General features: G+C 66.9%; 24 protein-coding genes and 1 pseudogene. 13 read left to right on the top strand and 12 right to left on the bottom strand.

The genetic code is table 11. The features are described 5' to 3' along the window. Positions 1-20 precede the first annotated feature (20 nt). Together HACJB3_RS09650 and HACJB3_RS09645 are read left to right on the top strand one after the other, a co-directional pair. Positions 21-839: an aldo/keto reductase gene (locus tag HACJB3_RS09650; protein WP_008417139.1), complete on the top strand. Its 819-nt coding sequence runs from the start codon at positions 21-23 to the stop codon at positions 837-839. Continuing rightward, positions 836-1612 (top strand): HAD-IIA family hydrolase, encoded by a 777-nt coding sequence (locus HACJB3_RS09645; protein ID WP_008417141.1) that lies wholly within the window; start codon positions 836-838, stop codon positions 1610-1612. The genes HACJB3_RS09650 and HACJB3_RS09645 overlap by 4 nt, the downstream gene beginning before the upstream one ends. On the opposite strand, the gene HACJB3_RS09640 is transcribed toward HACJB3_RS09645, so the two are convergent. Beyond that, positions 1609-2094, bottom strand: coding sequence for a metal-dependent hydrolase (locus HACJB3_RS09640; RefSeq protein WP_008417142.1), 486 nt, complete (start codon positions 2092-2094; stop codon positions 1609-1611). The genes HACJB3_RS09645 and HACJB3_RS09640 overlap by 4 nt on opposite strands. A 223-nt stretch (positions 2095-2317) precedes the next feature. Then, positions 2318-2509, bottom strand: a complete 192-nt coding sequence (locus HACJB3_RS09635; RefSeq protein ID WP_008417144.1) for a heavy-metal-associated domain-containing protein — start codon at positions 2507-2509, stop codon at positions 2318-2320. A gap of 129 nt (positions 2510-2638) precedes the next feature. Here HACJB3_RS09635 and HACJB3_RS09630 point away from each other — a divergent pair, with 129 nt between their 5' ends. The 7 genes from HACJB3_RS09630 (at position 2639) to HACJB3_RS09600 (ending at position 8773) form a co-directional block, all read left to right on the top strand. Further along, the gene (locus HACJB3_RS09630; protein WP_008417145.1) at positions 2639-3229 is read left to right on the top strand and encodes an AsnC family transcriptional regulator; all 591 of its coding nucleotides are present in this window, start codon (positions 2639-2641) and stop codon (positions 3227-3229) included. Positions 3230-3352: 123 nt separating this feature from the next. Then, entirely contained in the window at positions 3353-5890 is a 2538-nt protein-coding gene (locus tag HACJB3_RS09625) for a heavy metal translocating P-type ATPase (RefSeq protein WP_008417146.1), read from the top strand. 267 nt (positions 5891-6157) lie between these two features. Continuing rightward, the gene (locus tag HACJB3_RS09620; RefSeq protein ID WP_008417147.1) at positions 6158-6385 is read left to right on the top strand and encodes a hypothetical protein; all 228 of its coding nucleotides are present in this window, start codon (positions 6158-6160) and stop codon (positions 6383-6385) included. A 44-nt stretch (positions 6386-6429) separates the two neighbouring features. Further along, positions 6430-6750, top strand: a complete 321-nt coding sequence (locus HACJB3_RS09615) for a cupin domain-containing protein (RefSeq protein ID WP_008417148.1) — start codon at positions 6430-6432, stop codon at positions 6748-6750. 74 nt (positions 6751-6824) lie between these two features. Then, positions 6825-7310 carry a halocyanin domain-containing protein gene (locus HACJB3_RS09610; RefSeq protein WP_008417149.1) on the top strand — a complete coding sequence of 162 codons (486 nt, stop codon included), beginning with the start codon at positions 6825-6827 and terminating at the stop codon, positions 7308-7310. Between the two features lie 45 nt (positions 7311-7355). Continuing rightward, on the top strand, positions 7356-8012 hold the full coding sequence (locus HACJB3_RS09605) for a uracil-DNA glycosylase family protein (protein WP_008417150.1): 657 nt from the start codon (positions 7356-7358) through the stop codon (positions 8010-8012). A 44-nt stretch (positions 8013-8056) separates the two neighbouring features. Beyond that, positions 8057-8773, top strand: a complete 717-nt coding sequence (locus HACJB3_RS09600; RefSeq protein ID WP_008417152.1) for a ThuA domain-containing protein — start codon at positions 8057-8059, stop codon at positions 8771-8773. Between the two features lie 44 nt (positions 8774-8817). Here the strand turns inward: HACJB3_RS09600 and HACJB3_RS09595 are convergent, their stop codons facing one another. Beyond that, entirely contained in the window at positions 8818-9075 is a 258-nt protein-coding gene (locus HACJB3_RS09595; protein ID WP_008417154.1) for a DUF7550 family protein, read from the bottom strand. An 84-nt stretch (positions 9076-9159) separates the two neighbouring features. Here HACJB3_RS09595 and hisF point away from each other — a divergent pair, with 84 nt between their 5' ends. Further along, a complete protein-coding gene (gene hisF, locus HACJB3_RS09590; RefSeq protein ID WP_008417155.1) occupies positions 9160-9972 on the top strand; it encodes an imidazole glycerol phosphate synthase subunit HisF in 813 nt (270 codons plus the stop codon). A gap of 9 nt (positions 9973-9981) precedes the next feature. On the opposite strand, the gene HACJB3_RS09585 is transcribed toward hisF, so the two are convergent. Continuing rightward, the gene (locus HACJB3_RS09585) at positions 9982-10263 is read right to left on the bottom strand and encodes a DNA-directed RNA polymerase subunit L (RefSeq protein ID WP_008417156.1); all 282 of its coding nucleotides are present in this window, start codon (positions 10261-10263) and stop codon (positions 9982-9984) included. Between the two features lie 118 nt (positions 10264-10381). Between HACJB3_RS09585 and HACJB3_RS09580 the strand changes: the two genes are divergently transcribed. Then, positions 10382-12022 (top strand): rhomboid family intramembrane serine protease, encoded by a 1641-nt coding sequence (locus HACJB3_RS09580; protein WP_008417157.1) that lies wholly within the window; start codon positions 10382-10384, stop codon positions 12020-12022. Here HACJB3_RS09580 and HACJB3_RS09575 read toward each other — a convergent pair. The 3 genes and pseudogenes from HACJB3_RS09575 to HACJB3_RS09565 all read right to left on the bottom strand — a co-directional run. Further along, a complete protein-coding gene (locus tag HACJB3_RS09575; RefSeq protein ID WP_008417158.1) occupies positions 12001-12618 on the bottom strand; it encodes an METTL5 family protein in 618 nt (205 codons plus the stop codon). The genes HACJB3_RS09580 and HACJB3_RS09575 overlap by 22 nt on opposite strands. A 31-nt stretch (positions 12619-12649) precedes the next feature. Beyond that, on the bottom strand, positions 12650-13039 hold the full coding sequence (locus tag HACJB3_RS09570; RefSeq protein ID WP_008417159.1) for a hypothetical protein: 390 nt from the start codon (positions 13037-13039) through the stop codon (positions 12650-12652). A 139-nt stretch (positions 13040-13178) separates the two neighbouring features. Continuing rightward, positions 13179-13568 (bottom strand): annotated as a pseudogene (locus HACJB3_RS09565) (hypothetical protein); the annotation flags it as partial. Between the two features lie 149 nt (positions 13569-13717). Between HACJB3_RS09565 and HACJB3_RS09560 the strand changes: the two are divergent. Further along, complete coding sequence (locus HACJB3_RS09560; protein WP_008417161.1) at positions 13718-14647, top strand: alpha/beta hydrolase; 930 nt, start codon at positions 13718-13720, stop codon at positions 14645-14647. A gap of 42 nt (positions 14648-14689) precedes the next feature. On the opposite strand, the gene HACJB3_RS09555 is transcribed toward HACJB3_RS09560, so the two are convergent. The 5 genes from HACJB3_RS09555 to HACJB3_RS09540 form a co-directional block, all read right to left on the bottom strand. Continuing rightward, on the bottom strand, positions 14690-15208 hold the full coding sequence (locus HACJB3_RS09555; protein WP_008417162.1) for a hypothetical protein: 519 nt from the start codon (positions 15206-15208) through the stop codon (positions 14690-14692). A gap of 67 nt (positions 15209-15275) precedes the next feature. After that, positions 15276-16310 (bottom strand): diphthamide biosynthesis enzyme Dph2, encoded by a 1035-nt coding sequence (gene dph2 / locus HACJB3_RS09550; RefSeq protein WP_008417164.1) that lies wholly within the window; start codon positions 16308-16310, stop codon positions 15276-15278. A 25-nt stretch (positions 16311-16335) separates the two neighbouring features. Further along, positions 16336-17016 (bottom strand): potassium channel family protein, encoded by a 681-nt coding sequence (locus HACJB3_RS09545; RefSeq protein WP_008417165.1) that lies wholly within the window; start codon positions 17014-17016, stop codon positions 16336-16338. A 37-nt stretch (positions 17017-17053) separates the two neighbouring features. Further along, positions 17054-17248, bottom strand: coding sequence for a hypothetical protein (locus HACJB3_RS19625; RefSeq protein ID WP_148258246.1), 195 nt, complete (start codon positions 17246-17248; stop codon positions 17054-17056). Continuing rightward, positions 17245-18771, bottom strand: a complete 1527-nt coding sequence (locus tag HACJB3_RS09540) for a TrkH family potassium uptake protein (RefSeq protein WP_008417167.1) — start codon at positions 18769-18771, stop codon at positions 17245-17247. The genes HACJB3_RS19625 and HACJB3_RS09540 overlap by 4 nt, the downstream gene beginning before the upstream one ends. Positions 18772-18850: 79 nt before the next feature. Between HACJB3_RS09540 and HACJB3_RS09535 the strand changes: the two genes are divergently transcribed. Further along, the gene (locus HACJB3_RS09535; protein WP_008417168.1) at positions 18851-19246 is read left to right on the top strand and encodes a YlbF family regulator; all 396 of its coding nucleotides are present in this window, start codon (positions 18851-18853) and stop codon (positions 19244-19246) included. Positions 19247-19360 lie beyond the last annotated feature (114 nt).

The raw sequence follows: 19360 nt of genomic DNA, 5'->3' as shown, positions 1-19360 counted from the left end.
TCGCGTTCCCATCTCGAACCATGCCGAAATCGCTCCCCGCACTCGGGTTCGGGACGTACAAACTCGACGAGCCCGAAGACTGCGTCGAGAACGTCCAGCGCGCGCTCGAGACCGGCTACCGCCATATCGACACCGCACAGGTCTACGGGAACGAGGCCTACGTCGGCGACGGGATCGAAGAAAGCGCCGTCCCCCGCGAGGAGGTCTTCCTCGCGACGAAGATCGACACCGAGAACCTCGCCTACGAGGACGTCCTCGAATCGGTCGAGGTGAGTAGAGAGAAACTCGGCGTCGAGACGATCGATCTGCTGTACGTCCACTGGCCGACCGGCGAGTACGATGCCGAGCGCACGCTAGAAGCGTTCGACGACCTCGTCGCAAACGGCACCATCGAGCACGTCGGCCTGAGCAACTTCCGGGTCGACCAGCTAGAGGAGGCCCAGCGGGTCCTCGACGCGCCGATCTTCGCCCATCAGGTCGAGTGCCACCCCCTCCTGCCCCAAGAGCGCCTCGCGAGGTTCGCGGCGGAGAACGACCACCGTCTGGTGGCGTACTCGCCGATCGCCCGCGGCGAGGTGACCGACATCCCCGCGATCAACGACGTCGCGGGCAGGCACGGCGCGACGGCCACGCAGGTCGCACTCGCGTGGCTGGTCGACCGAGGGATCCACCCGATCCCGAAGGCCAGCGGCGAGCACATCGAGGAGAACTACCGCGCGCTCGAACTGGTCGAGGAGCTCACCGAGGCCGACATCGAGAAGATCGACGGGATCGAGGGCCGCGAGCGCCTGATCGACCCGGAGAACGCGCCCTGGAGCGAGCCGCCGGCCGCCGAATGAGCCCCGAGGGGGTCGTCCTCGACGTCGACGGCACGCTGATCCGCGGGCGCGAGCCGATCGAGGGTGCGATCGAAGCGGTCGAGTCGCTCCGAGAGCGCGGGCTCCCGGTCGCGTTCGTCTCGAACAACCCGATCCGGACCCGCGAAGCCTACGCCGAGCGCCTCGCACGCCACGGTTTTTCGCTCGACGCAGAGGAACTGATCACCGCCGGGACGATCACCGCCGAATACCTCGCACGCGAGCACGCTGCCGAGGAGCTGTACATCGTCGGCGAGGAGGGCCTTGAGATCCAGCTTCGCGAGGCCGGACTCTCGCTCACCGACGAGTACGACCGGGCCGACACCCTGATCGCCTCCATCGACCGGGAGTTCTCCTACGACGACCTGAAACACGCGCTGTGGGCGCTCGCCGACGGGACACGCTTTCTCGGGACCGACCCCGACCGGACGATCCCCACCGAGGACCGCGAGGTGCCGGGCTCGGGTGCGATCATCAACGCTATCACAGGGGTCACGGGGAGGGAACCCGACGCGATCATGGGCAAGCCCGCCCCGAGCGCGGTCGAGGCCCTCGAACGCACGCTCGGGCTCGACGCTGCGGACTGCCTGATCGTCGGCGACCGACTGGACACCGACATCGCGATGGGCGAGTGCGCGGGCATGACCACGGTACTGGTGCGTACGGGCGTCACCGACGAGCGGGCGCTCGCGTCCGCGACAATCGACCCCGATCACGTACTGGAGTCGATTTCCGACCTCGGATCGCTGCTTTAGACCGTCGCGGCCACCACGAGCGCGCCCGTCGCGGCGGCGAGCCCGACGGCCAACAGCAGGTAGTTCGCGATGGGGTTTTTCGCACGGACGATGTCCGCCGAGTAGTGCCACCGCGAGAGGGGCCACAGCGGGCGGATCCCCATCGGCGTGATCGAGTCCGCAGCGAGGTGAGAGAGAATCGCGAGCGCGCCGATCGCGAACGCGAAGGCCGCCATCACTCCCGGCCGGACAGCGGCGATTTCCCCGAAGAGAAAGCCCGCGCTAGCGAGGCCCGCTCCGACGGCGAGCGCAAAGAGGATCGAGTGGGTCGGACCGCGGTGGGAGACGACCGGCAGCCGGTGATCGCAGTCCGGAAACGTCGCGAGCGCGACCATCCCGACGCCCCCGAGGACGGCGAGTTCGTCGAACCCCACGAGCAGGAGGACGAGGCCGATCGGCGAGTACACAAGCAACGCGGTCCCGACGTGACCCGGCGCGTGCATGGTGGTAGTTACGGTCGTCGGTATATCACTCTATCACCTCCGGATCGTCCGGACCAGTAGGGTTAGGACCCCGACGACCCAATCGCCGGCATGGCGCTCGAATCGGTCGTCGACCTGCTGGGACCGTTTCTCATCCCGGTCGTGATCTTCGCCGTCGGCGCGGTCGGCTACAGCGTTCTCGTCGTGTTGAGTCGCCGCGGTCTGCTGTAGCCTGCCGGCAGCGTCAGGCCTCGGCGGTGTAGCCTGCCTCCTCGATGGCCGCCTTGAGGGCCTCTCCGTCGGCCTCGCCCTCGATCGCGACGGTCCCCTCGTCGTGGTTCGCGCTCGCGACGCCCTCGACGTCCCGGAGCGCGTCGACCACGGCCTCCTCACAGCCGCCACAGCGCATATCGCTCACGGTCAGCGTTCGTGCCATATCCCTACGGAGGCCCTCGACCTTTTCTGGCATTGTCCATTCGATATCGAAGTCAGATCCCGGTAGGATCTACAAACCGAAACCGATCATGGCGAAGTGGCTTTAGTATCGAGGGTCGAAACGGGGCGTATGCTCGACGACACCGACGTGGAGATCCTCAGGCTGTTGACCGAGGACGCCCGGCGTCCCTACAGCGAGATCGGCGAGCGGGTCGACCTCTCGCCGCCGGCGGTCTCCGATCGCGTCTCGAAGCTCCAGAACCACGGCATTATCCGGCGGTTCACGCTGGATCTGGATCGCTCACAACTCCGGCAGGGAACGCCGGTGCTGGTGACGCTCTCGGTCGCCCCCGACGGGGTCGAGAGGGTCCGCGAGGCGCTGTCCGGGCTCGACGGCGTCGAACACGTCTTCACCACGGCCGGCGGGCAGGTGGTCATCACCGCCCACGCGCCGACGACGGACGTGGCGTCGTGGGTGTTCGAGCACGTCGATTCCGACCCGATCCGAGAGATCGACGTCGAACTCCTGACGGGCGCGGACTGGAACCTGCAGGTCGACGGCGACACCGACTTCGCGCTCACCTGCGTCGAGTGTGGCAACGAGGTCGGTGCCGACGGCGTCACCCGACGGATCGACGGCGACGTCAAACCCTTTTGCTGTGGCTCCTGTGAGCGCCTCTACGTCCAGCGTTACGAGGACATCGCGGAAGGCGCCGATTGACCTTCGAATCGACGGCGAATTCCTGGTGTGGGTTACGAATCACAAGGACAACCCCGATTAACGATGCGCCCCTCTCTAGAGACGAGTGATATCGTGAGGACACACCAACTGGAGATCTCCGGCATGTCGTGTGCGACCTGCTCTGGCACCATCGAGGAGGCCGTCGGCTCGCTCGCGGGCGTCGGAGAGGTCGACGCGAACTTCGCCACCGACGAGGGGACGGTGGCGTACGACCCCGAGGTCGTCTCGCTCGCGGAGATCTACGCGGCGATCGAGGAGGCGGGCTACGAACCCGCCCGCGAGAGCCGAACGATCGAGATCGGCGGGATGTCGTGTGCGACCTGTGCCGAAACCAACGAACGGGCCATCGAGTCGGTTCCGGGCGTGCTCGAGGCGAGCGTCAACTTCGCCGCCGACGAGGCCCGCGTCGAGTACAACCCCGCCGGGACCGACTTCGAGACCGTCTACGACGCGATCGAGGACGCCGGCTACGAGCCCGTCCGCGGGGACGACGAGGAGGAACGGGAAAGCGCCGCCCAGCGCGAGATGCAAAAGCAGTGGCGCCTCGTCATCGCCGGCGGCGTCCTGACCGCGCCCTTCGTGTTCGTGATGGCCGCGATGCTCGGAGTGGGTGTGCTTCCCGAGACGGTCCTCGGGCTCCCGGTGGGGTGGATCGAGTTCGCCCTCGCGACGCTGCTGATGGCGACGCTCGGGCGGGAGTTCCTCTCGGGGGCGTGGCGCGCCCTCTCGAAGAGCCGCCGGGCGAACATGGACACGCTGGTCGCGATGGGCACTTCAGTGGGGTACGTCTACTCGACGGCCGTTCTCCTCGGAGCGATCACCGGCGGGCTCTACTTCGAGGCCGTCGCCTTCATCCTCTGGTTCATCACGCTCGGCAACTGGCTCGAAGCCCGCTCGAAGGCCCAGGCCAGCGACGCCTTGCGGACGCTACTGGAGATGGAAGCCGAGGAGGCCACCATCATCGACGGGGACGAGGAGCGGACGGTCCCGCTGAAGGAGGTCGCAGTCAGCGACCTGATGAAGGTCCGCCCCGGCGAGCGCGTGCCCACGGACGGCGTCGTCCGGGAAGGAGAAAGTGCGGTCGACGAGTCGATGGTCACCGGCGAGTCCGTGCCGGTCGAGAAGGCCGCGGGCGAGGAGGTGATCGGCTCGACGATCAACGAGAACGGCGTTCTACTGGTCGAGGCCACGAAGGTCGGGTCTGACACCGCGATCCAGGGGATCGTCGAGCGGGTCAAGGAGGCCCAGTCGCGCCAGCCCGACATCCAGCGGCTGGTCGACAAAGTGAGCGCATACTTCGTGCCCGCGGTGATCGCGAACGCCGTGCTCTGGGCGGTCGTCTGGGCGCTCGCGCCGAACGCGCTCTACGGCGTCTCCTCGGCGCTCGGCGCGTGGATCCCGGTGCTCGAACCCGTCGGCGGCGGGCCAGTGGCCGGGGGCATCCCCGTAAGCGAGTTCTCGATGGTCGTACTCGCGAGCGCGCTGTTGATCGCCTGTCCCTGTGCACTGGGGCTCGCGACCCCGGCAGCGACGATGGTCGGCTCGACCATCGCGGCCACCAACGGCGTCCTGTTCAAGGGTAGCGACGTCCTCGAGCGTGCCCGCGGGATCGACGCCGTCGTCTTCGATAAGACCGGCACGCTGACCCGCGGCGAGATGGAGCTCACCGACGTCGTTCCGGTTCGAGAAACAGAGACGGACGGTGGCGAGGTCGCCTCCGACGGCGGATTGCTGGCGGAACCGGAGCGCGACGAAACGGCGGTCCTCGCGGCGGCCGCAAGCGCCGAGTCCGGCTCCGAACACCCGCTTGCGCGCGCCATCGTCGAGGGGGCTCGCACGCGCGGCATCGCACTCGACGACGCCGAGGAGTTCGAGAACGTCCCCGGCCACGGGGTTCGCGCGACGGTCGCGGGACGCGAGGTGCTCGTGGGCAACCGCAAGCTGATGGATGAGAACGGAATCGACCCCGCGCCCGCCGCGGAGACGATGGAACGGCTCGAACGCGAGGGCAAGACAGCGATGCTGGTCGCATCTGACGGCGCGCTCGTCGGGGTCGTCGCGGCCGCCGACACGGTGCGAGAGAGCGCGAAACGCACCGTCGCCGAACTCGGAAAGCGGGGTTTGGACGTGCTGATGATCACCGGCGACAACGAGCGCACCGCCCGCGCGGTAGCCCGCGAGGTCGGGATCGACGAGGCGAACGTCCGCGCGGGCGTGTTGCCAGAGGACAAGGCCGACGCCGTCGAGTCGATCCAGGCCGGGGACAAGCGCGTGATGATGGTCGGGGACGGCGTCAACGACGCGCCCGCGCTCACCGCCGCTCACATCGGCGTCGCGGTCGGCTCGGGCACCGACGTTGCCATCGAATCCGCGGATGTGACCCTGATGCGCGACGACCCCGCGGACGTGTTGAAGGCGATCCGGATCTCCGAGGCCACCATCCGGAAGGTCCACCAGAACCTCTTCTGGGCGCTGGCGTACAACGCGACGCTGATCCCGGTCGCCTCGCTGGGGCTTCTCAACCCCGCGCTGGCGGGGCTCGCGATGGCCGGCTCCTCGGTCTCGGTGATGACCAACAGCCTCGCGTTCCGCGCGTACGATCCCCACGAGGACTACCGGCTGCTCGGTCGGTTCCGGTAGGTGTCGTACGGTCATCAGGAAGCACAAAACTTACTCCGTCACGGCGAGAAAGCAGGGACGCTGGGAGATCGCAGACTTGAGGCCATAGACAACCTGCGTTGGCGTGACACACCACGACCGTCCCCAGCATTTCGTTCGGGGCGACCTATTGCCCCGGACGGCCGCGGACGGAAGGGAAACGGTGCGAACCGTTTCCGTTTCTGACGATCCTCACGGGACGCGATAGATTCATGCTACCGTATAGCGTACCAGAAGCGGTGACACAGGATGCTCAGAACGGCGTACTCCGAGACGACGCTCCGTGAGTTAGAGCGTCGCCTCGCCCTCCAGCAGCGTCGGATCGAGCGCTTAGAGCAGGCCGAACGACGGCCAAGGCCCCCCGTGGCCGGCGGAACCGAGCGCGCGTGGGAGTGCGATCGCTGTCGGTCGGGCTGGATCGTCCACGACGGGGACGAGCTGCGCTGTACGGGCTGTGAGTACCTGCGATACCTGTAGGCCGGGCCGGACCTATTTGGTTCCGGCGTCCCTACGGGGACCCGATGGACTATACGAAAGTCGACTACACGGAGGTCGAACCGGTCGCCGACTCGCTGTACTTCCTGCGCGAACCGCTCGGCTGTGAGAACCTCGGCGTGAGCGTTCTCGAGTGCGAGCCGGGCTGGAGCGGCAAGGAACACGATCACGCCGAGGAGGACCACGAGGAGGTCTACCTGCTAGTAGAGGGCGAGGCGACGATCGTCGTCGACGGCGAATCGGTCCTAATGGAAGCGGGCGAGGCCGTCCGGATCCCGGCCGAGGCCACACGCCGGATCGAAAACGGCGAGACCGAGAGCCGGTTCGTTCTGGCCGGCGCGCCGTAGGATACGGTACCATCCATCACTCCTGTGGCGGTTTCACGTTGCTTTTGCTCGCTCGTCGCGTACGCGGGATCGAGATGCAATCCGATCCGCTCCTCGACCGGCGCAGCGTCCTCCGGGCGGCCGGCACGCTCTCGGTTGCCGCGCTCGCGGGCTGTACCGGGCAGGAGGAAGGCGGCGACGACGGACCCGACTACGAGACGGTCCCTTCCGAGGAAGAACCCGACTACGGCGGCTGGCTCGATTCCGCGCGGACCTACGACGGCACCGCCGACCTCCGTGGCGAGAGCGAGGTCACCGTCATGGTCGGCACCGGCAGTCGCGGACGGTCGTTCTCGCCGGCGGCGATCATGGTCGATCCCGGCACCACGGTGGTCTGGGAGTGGACCGGCGACGGCGGCGGGCACAACGTCGCGGAGGAAAACGAGGCCTACGAGAGCCCCATCGAGACCGAGGAGGGCTATACGTTCGAGCACGCCTTCGAAGAACCGGGCGTCTCGCGGTACACCTGTATCCCGCACGACGCACAGGGGATGCGCGGGGCGGTCGCGATCGCGGAGTGAACTCGAAATCGCGAGCGTTTTGACCCTCTGTTGGGTAGACGGGCCGTGGAGAACGTAACCGACCGGACGAGCAACCCCTTCGGAATGCGCCCCGCCTGCGAGACGGCCTGTTCTGCGGGCGTCGAGGCGGTCTTCGGCTACGGCGACGCCAACGCCGATTTCCACGTCATCGGCGACCATCCCGCGATCCACGGCGGCGCGAACACCGCGGTTCCGTTCACCCAAACGCCCGCGGGCGAGGCGATCCAGCGGGCGCTGTTCGAGACCGGCTTCGCGGGCGAGCCCTACAGCGACGAGCCCCACCTCTCGAACTGCTTTCTGAGCTACCTCCATATGTGCTGTCCGCCCGACGGTGACCCGACCGCCGAGAGCTACGCGAACATGGAGCGCTTTTTCGACGCCGAACTCCGGGCGATCGCCGCCCACGTTCTCGTGTCCGTCGGCGAACGCGCGACCGAACACGTCATCGACCAGTACACCGCCCGAAACGGACGAATCGAGCTCGACATGGCGACGCTTCACGCGACGGAGATCCGCGGCAGCGGCTTTCTGGTCGTTCCCGTCAGGGAGCCGACCGACTGGAGCGAGGGCGACGGCGAGGCGTTTATCGAGACCATCGCGGCGATCCGGGGCAGCGACTACCGCCGGACGGCGGATCTGAGTCGGTTTCTGGGCACCGACGAACTGTACTTCGTACGCTGAGACCGCACCGGTAGGTCCTTTTGTTTCCGCGGCGAGACTCGCGTATGGTTCAGGTCACCGTCTGGAACGAGTTCCGCCACGAACGCGAGGACGAAGCCGTCAAAGAGCAGTACCCCGACGGCATCCACGAGGTCCTCGCCGAGTGCCTCGCCGAGCGCGGGTTCGAGACCCGGACGGCGACGCTCGACGAACCCGAACACGGACTCACCGAGGCGGTTCTCGAGGACACCGACGTCCTCCTGTGGTGGGGTCACGCCGCCCACGACGAGGTCGAAGACGCGATCGTTGAGCGGGTCCACGAGCGCGTCCTCGACGGGATGGGGCTGCTCGTCCTCCATTCGGCCCACTACTCGAAGATCTTCAAGCGCCTGATGGGAACCTCCTGCTCGCTCAAGTGGCGCGAGGAGGGCGAACGAGAGCGCCTGTGGGTCGTCGAGCCGAGCCACCCGATCGCTGCCGGCGTCGAGGAGTTCATCGAACTGTCCGAGGCCGAGATGTACGGCGAGCGCTTCGACGTTCCCGAACCCGAGACGCTGGTTTTCAACTCGTGGTTCGAGGGGGGTAACGTCTTTCGCTCGGGGTGTTGCTACCGCCGCGGGTCGGGGAAGATATTCTACTTCCGGCCGGGCCACGAGACGTATCCGATCTATCGTCGTCCCGAGATCCAGCAGGTGATCGCAAACGCCGTCCGGTGGGCCGCCCCCACCGAGGGACCCGAGCCCACGTACGGCGAGCGAGAACCGATCGAGCACCTCGACTGACGGCCGGACTAGTGACCCGGGATCGCCTGCGGGCGTTCTCGCGGCTACAACAGCAGAAGGGGAACGGCGAAGGTGACCAACAGCCCGACCAGCAGCACCGCGGCGCCGATCCCGGCCTGGCGCATCGAGTAGGGGCTCTGGGGGGCGGTGGTGCGCTTTGCAAGGGGTGCTTTGACCGTTGGCTGTTCCTTCTCGGGGGCGCTGACGGCGGCCTTCTGGGTGCCGGGGTCCTCATCGGTCATTCCGGTCGCCTCCTCGCCGGTGGCGTCGACGCGGTCCTCCCGCTCGGCTCGGTCGCTCATACCCCCAATCGTCGCGCGCAACTCTTAAACGCACCCATCCGGTCGAAACCCTCAACCCGGCGTCGCGCGAATCCCCGGCAACGAATGCTCACGAAACGGATCATCCCCTGTATTGACGTCGACGTCGACGAGGAGGGCAACGCCGCGGTCTACACCGGTGTCAACTTCGAGGACCTCGAGTACACCGGCGATCCCGTCGAGATGGCGAAAGCCTACAACGAATCGGGCGCCGACGAGTTCGTCTTTCTGGATATCACCGCTTCGGCGGAGGGCCGCGAGACCATGCTCGACACCGTCTCGCAGGTCGCCGACGAGGTGTTCATCCCTCTGACAGTGGGTGGCGGGATCCGAGAAAAGGAGGACATCAAGGAGACCCTGCGAGCCGGCGCGGACAAGGTTTCGATCAACACCGGGGCCCTAGAGCGGCCGGAACTGATCACCGAGGGCGCGCGCGCCTTCGGCAGCCAGTGTATCGTCATCAGCGTCGATTCGAAACGCCGGTTCGACGAGCGGGGCGAACACTACGCCGAGATCGACGGCGAATCGTGCTGGTTCGAGTGCACCGTCAAGGGCGGGCGCGAAGGGACGGGAATCGACGTGATCGAGTGGGCCGAGGAGGCTGAATCCCGCGGTGCCGGCGAGCTGTTCGTCAACTCCATCGACACCGACGGTACGAAATCGGGCTACGACCTGCCCGTCACGAGCGCAGTCTGTGAGGCGGTCTCGACGCCGGTGATCGCCTCCTCGGGTGCCGGTGGACCCGAGCACATGCACGAGGTCTTCGAGGAGGCGGACGCCGACGCCGCGCTCGCGGCCTCCATCTTCCACTTCGGGGAGTACTCCATCGAGGAGGTAAAGGAGTATCTCGACGAGCGGGGGGTCCCCGTCAGACGGTAAGGAGCGCGCTTAGGCCGCGGCGAAGGCGTCGCGGAACGCGTCGGTCGTCTCCTGAATATTGGCGGCCGCCTCCGAGATGGCATCGAGCGGATCGACGCCTTCCGCGGTGGTCACGGTCAGGACCGGATCGGTCTGCCCGCCCGACTGCTCGGGGTTGACGTCGTAGGTCGCGGCGGTGACGCCCTCGGTTTCGAGCAGCGATCCCTTGAGGACGTTCATGAAGGTGTGGTCCTCGCCGGCGATCTCCAGTGCCAGCTCCCGATCCTCCCGGGAGAGTACGCGCAGTTCCATGGGTCGTCGTTGGTCCGTAGCGCGTTTCAAGCCTTCGAAACCCCTCGTGGACCAACCGTCGACCGGGCCGCGAAGCGGGAAGCGCAATTCTCAACCCGGTCGGCCCCCTGGGATGGGTATGTCGGTCGCGGACGCGGTCGGTGCCCTCGCGTGGCAGGCCCTCCTCGCCCTCGCGCTGGTCGGATCGGCGTGGGTCGCCCTCCGAATCGCGGGTCGCGACCGGCGCGTCCGCTCGGCCCTGCGCGAGCGCTTTTACCTCGGCGTCCCGTGGGGATCCCTGATCGTTCTCGGTGGCGTCCTCGCGGTCTACCTGTTCGTCCAGGGCGGGCTGAACCACTGGTCCGACCCCCTCTCGATTCCGTTTTCGGCGTGGTCGTACTCCTACCCCTTCGGCGTGGCCTTCTCGGCGTTCTCCCACGCCGGCCCCGACCACCTGCTCGGGAACCTCACCACCGCCCTCGTCTTCGCCCCGCTCGCGGAGTACGTCTGGGGACACGTCCCCGAAGACGGCTCCGAACCGGACGGTGCCCGTGGCGCGCGTTCGGACCCGCGGGTCCGCGCGTTCGTGCTCTTCCCGCTCGGCGTGGTCGGAGCGGGCCTCGCGACGGGGCTGTTCTCGTGGGGACCCGTGATCGGTTTCTCGGGGGTCGTCTTCGCGCTGGTCGGGTTCGTCCTCGTGCGCCACCCATTCCTCACAGTGGTCGCCCTCGCTGTCAGAAGCGCCGTGGGGACTGTCCTCGACGCGCTGGGAGCACCCGTCAGCGTCGTCGAGGTGACCCCGGCCGTCTCCCCGCCGTGGTGGTACGGGATCGCGATTCAGGGCCACGCGCTCGGCTTCCTCATCGGGGTGCTCGCCGGCGTGGTGCTCTGTCGGCGCCGCGAAACGGGGACGGACCCGATCGCGCTCTGGCTCGGGACCGTCCTCACGACGCTCTCGTTGTCGTTGTGGGCGGTCTGGTGGGTCCGCGGCCCGCAGACGTACGTCCTCTATCGGGCCCTCGGGGTCGTCCTCGTGTTCGCGCTCGCGGCGGCCGTCGTCGCCGCACTCGCCGCGACCGACCGCCCACTGTGGGGGTCGGTGACCCACAGGCGGGTGGCGACGGCGGCACTCGTCGTCCCGCTGGTCGCGATGTGTCTGATCGCGATCCCGCTGAACCTGACGACGGTCGACACTCAGCCCCGCGAGGCGGGGGTGGATGCCGGCGAGTACACCGTCTTCTACGATGAGGAGGTCGAAAACCGGATGTTCTCGGTCGTCGACGTCGAGGCCTTCGGCGAGACCACCGGGGTGACGACGAGCGGGGTGATCGTCACCAATCCCAAGCGAGGCGTCTGGAGTCAGCAGGTCTCGGCTGCAACGCTCGAAACCGACGGGAGCGCGGCCGTCAGGGTCGGCGGACTGACGTGGAGCGAGACGATCGCGGTCGAGCGGACGGGCTGGGAAGTCGCCAACGGAACGGTCTACGCCGTGCACTTCGAAACAGGCGGCGAGCGGGTCCACGCCTTCGACTCCGAGCCCGTTCGGGTCGACGCCGTCGTCGACGGTCGGACGATCACGCTCCACAGCGAGTCGGGGCGCTTTCTCGTCGAGGTCGACGGCGCGAGCGCAACCGGGCGTGTACCGGTCCCCGAACCCGGCGAGGAACGAGCGGTCGGAGGGATCGCGATCCGGAACGACGAGGGGACGCTGATCGCGAGCGACGGGGCGACGACCGTCCCGATCGCCCGCGAGGAGACCTACTCGCGGACGAGCCGGTAGCACTCGGCCTCGATCGTCGTCCGCTCGCGCTCGTGGAACTCGAACTGCCTGTCGAGGTCGAACGCGAGCCCGTAGGCGTGAGTCATCCGCCAGCCGCGATCCGCGGCGAACGACTCGACGAACCCTCGGCTGCCGGCGTTGTGGATCGAGTAGACCACGTCCGCGACGTCGAGCGCACTCGCAAGGAACCGCCTGTCGGCGCCGCGTCGGCCCCGCTGGGCGCCGAAGGGCGGGTTCATGAGCACGGTCGCGCCCGCGGGACACAACCCGGGACGCCCGCCGTCCCCGAGCACCCAGTCGGGGTCTCGGGGTGGATCGACCCGACGGGCGTTCTCGCGGGCGGTTTCGATCGCCGCGGGGTCGGCGTCCAGGCCGATCACCCGCTCTGGAGACCGGAGCGCGACCCCCAGCGCCAACATCCCGGTGCCGGTCCCGAGGTCGAGTACCGTCCCTCCGAGGTCGCCCCGGAGGTCCGCGATGTGGACGAGGTGGGCGGCGATGCCGGCCGGCGTGGGATACTGTTCGAGTTCGACGCGCGGCTCGTCGAACCCCCGGACCCGCGAGAGATGCCGTTCGAGCGCCCGCTTCGTGTCCATGTCGAGGGGAAGCGGACCGAACGCAGAAAGCTTAGGGTTCGAGCGTGAGGGGGCCGTCGAGATCGAGGGTCACGCCGTCACGTCGCGCGCGCTCGGCGCAGGCGGCCAGCGCCGGGCGGACCTTGCGCTCGTCGGCCACGTCGCCGAACGAGACGGTGAGCGTGCCGGCCCCGAGGAAGGCCGCCGCCCGGATGTGCTCGCGGATCCGTTCGGCCTCCCGCTGGGTCGAGAGCGAACAGTCCTCCTCGAAGCGGGCCTCGACGGTCAGGCGAGCCGGGACGAGCCGATCGGCGGCCAGCCCCTGCTTGAACTCGCGCAGGTACTCGGGTGCGGTCGAGTCGAGCACCTCGCCGTCGACTCGAACGGGGGTGGCCTCCTCCGAGCGACACGGCTCGACCGCGGGACGCTGTAGCGTGCTCATATCGTCGGACCATACACAGTAGATATATAAAAATCTTCTTAAATGCTCAGTAGTAATTCCACGTGGCACCGGAGGAGGTACGGGGGATGGGTCCGAAAAACCGACAATCGGGGGACAGACCGTGTGCGGCCGGTTCGGCTTATTCTTCGGCTTCCGCTTCGATCTCGTCGCCGCCGTCGGCCGCGGCGGTCTCCTCGCTCGGAGCCCGTTCCTGTTCGTCCGAGCGGGCGGCCACGAGTGCGCCGCGGGCCACGCTGTAGAGCGGTTCGCTCGCTCGCTGGACGCCGCTGATCGAGAAGGGGATCGACGCCGACAGGAGGTGATTCTCGAAGCCGCGGGGCCTGGAGGTCCCGCCGGTGACGACGACCGGCACGTCCAGACCTTCCTCGATGTCGCCCTCGTTGACCTCGCGGGAGATGTTCTCGATGACGTAGTCGAGGAGGTTCTGGTAATAGATCGCGAGCGCGATCCCTCCGAAAAACAGCCCGAACCCGGTGTAGATATCCGTCTGTGCGTCGGGTTCGCCGATATACCGCTCGTACCACTCGATGAGGACCGATACTCGGGAATCGGTGACCATTGACGAACTAGTATTCGCGCCTTAATACCAATATTTTTTATTATTAGTATTGAGATTATACGACGAACGCTAAGGGCGGGGCATTCGAGGGGCGAAGTATGGGCGAACTCGACCCGCAGGCCGAGGCGTTGCTCGAAACCGTCGAGACGATGAGCCGACCGCCGACGTACGCGCTCTCCCCCGAGAGCGCCCGCGAGCAACTCGCCGAACTGTTCGCGAGCGAGGGCGATCCCGTCGACCGGGTCGAGGACTTCTCGATTTCCGGACCCGACGGATCGATCCCCGTCCGACTCTACGCGCCTGCGGGTGAGGATCACCCCCTGTTGGTGTTCTACCACGGCGGCGGGTGGGTTATCGGCGACGTCGAGACGTACGACGCGGTCTGTCGCGCCCTCTCGAACGCTGCCGACTGTGCGGTGCTCTCGGTGGACTACCGCCTCGCGCCCGAACACCCGTTTCCGGCGGCCGTCGAGGACGCCTACACCGCCTTGGAGTGGGCCGCCGAGTACGCCGAGCGGATCAACTGCGATCCTCGGAGGGTGGCCGTCGGCGGCGACAGCGCCGGGGGCAACCTCGCGGCGGCCACCTCGCTGATGAGCCGGGATCGGGACGGCCCGGAGATCGCCTACCAACTGTTGATCTACCCCGCCGTCGCTTCGCCCGCCGTCCACGAGTTCCCGAGCCACGAGGAGAACGCCGAGGGCTACCTGCTCGAAGCCGCGAGCATCGAGTGGTTCGTAGAGCGCTACCTCCCCGATCCCGTCGATCACAGAAACGCCTACGCCGCGCCGCTGCTCGCGCGCGATTACTCGGACCTTCCTCCGGCGACCGTCCTGACCGCAGGCTTCGACCCGCTTCGCGACGAGGGCCGGGAGTACGCCGACCGACTGGAATCAGCGGGCGTTCCGGTCGAGCGCCACGAATACGAGGGGATGATCCACGGGTTCGTGAACCTGCTCGACCACCTCGACGCCGCGGGCGAGGCGATCGACGCGCTCGGGGCGGATCTCGACGAGGCGTTCCGGTAGGTCGTCCCGCTCCGACCGAATACGGAGACTCAAAAACTGATCTCAGTCGGGACGCTGGGGGTTGTAGGTGTAGGACACCGAGAACTCGGTCGGCGCTTTCGCGTCGCGCTCCCAGTACTCGACGACGGTCTGGACCGCGAGGTCGTCCGATTCGTCCCGCGTGTCCATCACGCGGTAGGTCGATTCCATCGTCGATCCGTCGAACGTCGTCTCGCCGCTCTCCAGTTGCTTCGTCTTCGGCAACACGAGCCCGGCGAACGCGAGAAATCCCTCCTCGAAATCCGTGTCCTCGAACTTCCCGGCGAACACCGGGTCCTCCTCGCGGAAATACTCCCAGCGGACGCGCTCGGCCTCGCTTCGGGTCGTGATCAGCGCGAAGTACTGGTGGGGATACGCGCTGTCGAAGCTGATCGCGGTGTCGGCGATCAGCGCCTCCTCGGTTCGGAGCAATCCACCCCGTCTGAACTGGTATCTCCCCGTGAACGGGAGATCGAGACAGCCCGCAACGGACCCGGCACTGACCGCGGCGAGACCGAGAACTTCCCGTCGGCTGGTATTCATAACCCGTCTACACCGCCAATATATAATTTCAGATATGAGTGGATCGATGAGAGTGGGGTGCAGAGATCTACCAGGTGCCGTGGAACGTGTCGAATTCGAGGGCGTCCAACGGCTTGTTCCCGACCGCGATCTCGTACTCGCCGGGGGTGAGCATGGGCTTGTGGAACTGCGGGCCGTCGTCGGTGGTGATCCGCGGACAGCCCGTGTTGACGAAGGCGTCCATGTCGAAGTTTCGCAGGCGATCGGGGGTGACCTCGTCCATCGTGATCAGGTAGGCGTTCTCGTTGTTATCAACGATCTCCTCGGCCTGGTCCCACCGGCCCTGCCCGATCTTCGTACAGAAGATCACGCCCCACTTCTCGGCGTCCATCGCGCGGTGGACCGCGCCGTAACGCTGTTTCATGAACTTCTCGGTGTCCGCCACGGTGACGACGTTGTTGACGGGGTCCGCGATCACGACGTTCTTCTCGGGGTGTTCCATCGCCAGCCCGAGCGGGTGGAACTTCCCGCCGCCGACGTAGAGCACGTTGTCGGCGTCGATATCGGCGGAAGCGTAGTTACAGCCAAGCACCTGCCCCTCGTGGGTCAGCCGGTCGTCGCCCTTGCGGGTGTGGACTTCGTAGCCACGTTCTTCGAGGAACTCGCGCATCTCCTCGAATCGGTTCATGTGCTGGGCGGTGGTGACGAGGCCGACCTCCTCGCCCTCGATCTCTTCGAGGGACTCCTCGATGATGGGGAGGACCTCGACGTTCGAGAAGAGGGGAACATAAATGATCTTCTCCGATTCCTTCATCGGGGAGTGCCCGAAGTGGACGAACACGTCGGTCCGGCGCATCATGTAGGTGTCGAGGTCGCAGGCGCCATAGCAGGGCTGGCCCGACATCATGACGGTGACGTCCTCGGGCAGGAGCTCTCGAAGGTCGTCGGTCACCTTCGGGCCGCGGCGTTTGAGCCCCTCGGGGAACTGTAGGCCCACTTTTTTCGCGTCCCGGTCGTGGACCGCTTCGACGATCCGGTCGAGTTCGTAGTCCCACTCCCGGTCGTGTTTCAGCGCCATCCCCGTATTTCGCAGATCGCCCTCGGAGAACTCGTTCTGGCTCATTATCCCGTCTATCGGCCGCGAGCGTTTAACCTCGGCGCTTTCGCCCGTCCTCGAAGGGGCCCATCACTGCCGGCGTGATGCCCGCCTGTGAGAAGATCGTCAGCACGTCCCCGGCGTGGATTTCCGTCTCTCCGCGGGGCGTGAGTACCGCCTCGCCGCGCTCGACGGCGACAATCAACACCCCCTCGTTGAGCAGCCCCGCCGTATCGGCCTCCAGGAGGGTTCGCCCGGCGATCGGCGCGCCCTCGGTGACCATCACCTCGAATACCTCCGCCTCACCCGAGAGGTGCATCACGTCGACGATCGAGGGGCGTTCTGCCGCCCGGTAGAGGTGTTCGGCGATCAGACGCTGGGGGTTTCCGAGGGTGGTCGCGCCGGCCTCCTCGAAGACCTTCGTGTGCTGGGGGTCCTGTACCACCGAGATCAGTGAGGGGATACCCAGTTCTTTTGCGAGCAACAGCACCATGATGTTCGTCGGGTCGGCCTCGGTAGTACAAATGATCGCGTCCGCCCGGTCGGCACCCGCCTCCCGGAGCACCTCCCTGTCGGTGGCGTCGGCGTGCAACACCAGACAGTCGAACTCGCGACCCGCGCGCTCGGCTCGCTCCCTGTCGCGGTCGATAACGACGATCTCGTGGCCCGAGGTCGCGCCCACCGAGAGGATTTCGGTGCCGATGCTGCCCGCGCCCACGACGATCAGGTACATACGGGTAGTACCGGCGCGCCGTTGATCGCTCTTGTCCTCAGAAACCCCTGGATCCGCTATAGAGGACGTACCCGACGAACGCGAGCAGATAACTGCCGGCGAGAGCGCTCGTCACGAGGGTCCGTCCCCACAGCGCGATCGCAGCCAGAACCAGCGGCCCGACAATCATCAACAGATCGAAGACCGGATCGGGGCCGCGAAAGCGCGCAAACGGGGTTGATGGGGGGCTCACGCGTACAGACCCCGGCGTGAGATCAGCGCCCTGAGCACGACGAGAACGGGGACGATCTCGAGGCGCCCGATCCACATGTTGAACAGGAAGGCCACTTTCACTACCGTCGGCATGGCAGGACCGGTGATCCCCGTCGAGAGGCCAACGTTGCTCTGGGCGCTTGCCACCTCGAAGAGGACGTTTTCGAGCGGCGCACGGACCGACAGCAACAGGACCACCGTGCCCGCCCCCAGAAACACCCCCCAGAGCAACGCGATGATCGCCGCCTCCTCGAACTCCCGGGAGGCCGCCGCGTCGTCGAGGGTCCGCCCGTCGATCCGGAGGTGACGAACCGCGTTTCGTGGGTAGAAGACGCCGCCGATCCGGTAGACCGTCCCTTTCGAGAGCGTGATCAACCGGATGAGTTTGATCCCGCCCGCGGTCGATCCGGCCGCCCCGCCGACGACCATCCCCGCCGCGACCGTCAGTTGTGCCAGCGGCGACCACCCGGTTCCCAGGTCGTTTGCGGTCTGAAAGCCCGTACACGTCGCAGCCGAGACGAACTGGAACGCACCGAACCGCAGCGCTTCGCTCGCCGTCTCGTAGGTCCCCTCGACGTACAGCAGGGCAGAGAGCAAAAGCGCGAGCGCCGAGAATCCCACGAGCAGCCATCGCGTCTGGACGTCCCCGCGGATCGCCGCCAGGTCGCCCCGGAGAACGAGATAGTGGACCGGGAAGGCGATCGAGCCGGCGACCATCACCGGGAGCAGCGCCGCGTCGATGGACGCGCTGTCGTAGGTCGCGATACTCGCGTCGGTGACCGAAAAGCCACCGGTCGAGAGCCCGGTCATCGCGTGGTTGATCGCGTGCCACAGCGGCATTCCGGCGAGCCAAAGGGCGCTGATCGAGAGGAACGTAAACAGCAGGAAGATCCACCAGATCGTCCGCACCGTCGAGACGATGCTGGGGTGGATCCGCTCGGAGCGGGCTTCGCTCTCGTACAGCGTGAGCGAACCGCTTCCCGCCCGTGTGAGGATCGCGGTCGTGAGCACGATCACGCCGACACCGCCGACCCACTCGCTAAACGAGCGCCACCACTGCAGCGTGCGGGGAAGCACGCTCTCGCGGTCGGCCATGGTCAGTCCCGTTCCGGTAAAGCCGCTCATGCTCTCGAAGAGGGCGTTCAGTGGCGATCGAAACGCCCGGAGCGTCGACGTCATTTCGGGTGTGCCGAACCGGTCGGGGGCCAGCGTAACCGTCCAGGCGACCGCGAGAAAGGGAAGCGAACCGAACAGCGCGATCAGAAGCCAGCCCGAGGCGGCGATCACCATTCCGTGGAACTTCCCGGGTTCGCGCGCGTCGGCGTACCGCCGCGAGAGCGCCCACCCGAGCGAGAGCGGGATCGCTCCCGAGACCAGGAGCCCGGGGATCGCGTAGTACTCGCCCCAGACCAGCGAGACGGCCACCGAGACGAAGACCAGCCCGGAGAACGCGAGCAGTACCCGTCCGAGGTCGCGCCCGACCGTCGCCGGAGTTCCCCCCATTCGGTTCCGATTCGCCCGCCGGTCGCATTACTGTTCACCTATCGGCAGGTTGAAACCGTCGGCGTTCCAAGGGCGGACGATGAGCGTCGAAACCGAGTCGACGACGGCCGAGACGACCGACATCGAGGGGCTTGCGGGCGAACTCGGCGAGGCGATCGCCCGGACCGAGGAGTACGCCGCCTACGAGGAGGCCCAAGAGCAGGTCACGGAGAGCGAACACGCACAGGACAAGATCGACGAGTTCGAGTCCCTGCGTCAGGAGTTCATGCTCGCCCGACAGACCGGCGACGCGACCCAGGAGGACCTCCGGCGGCTGCAGGAGGCCCAACAGGAACTGCACTCGATTCCCGTAATGGCCGAGTACCTCGAAGCGCAGGCGGAACTCGACGCGAAGCTCGAAGCGCTCAACGAGGCGATCTCCCAGCCGCTCAGCGTCGACTTCGGCGAGCAGGCCGGCGGCTGCTGTCAGGACTGAACGCCCACCTGTTTTCTCGGCTGTGCTCGCGGTCGGATCGCCTCGTGGAGGCTTAGCCGTCCCCGTGTCCAAACGCGGACGACGGTTCGATCGGCCGCGTTCCCGTCTGTCGTC

The organism is Halalkalicoccus jeotgali B3, from assembly GCF_000196895.1.
GTDB classification, from domain to species: domain Archaea; phylum Halobacteriota; class Halobacteria; order Halobacteriales; family Halalkalicoccaceae; genus Halalkalicoccus; species Halalkalicoccus jeotgali.
The sequence above is the reverse complement of the archived record's forward strand: the minus strand, read 5'-3'. Positions and strand labels throughout refer to the sequence as shown.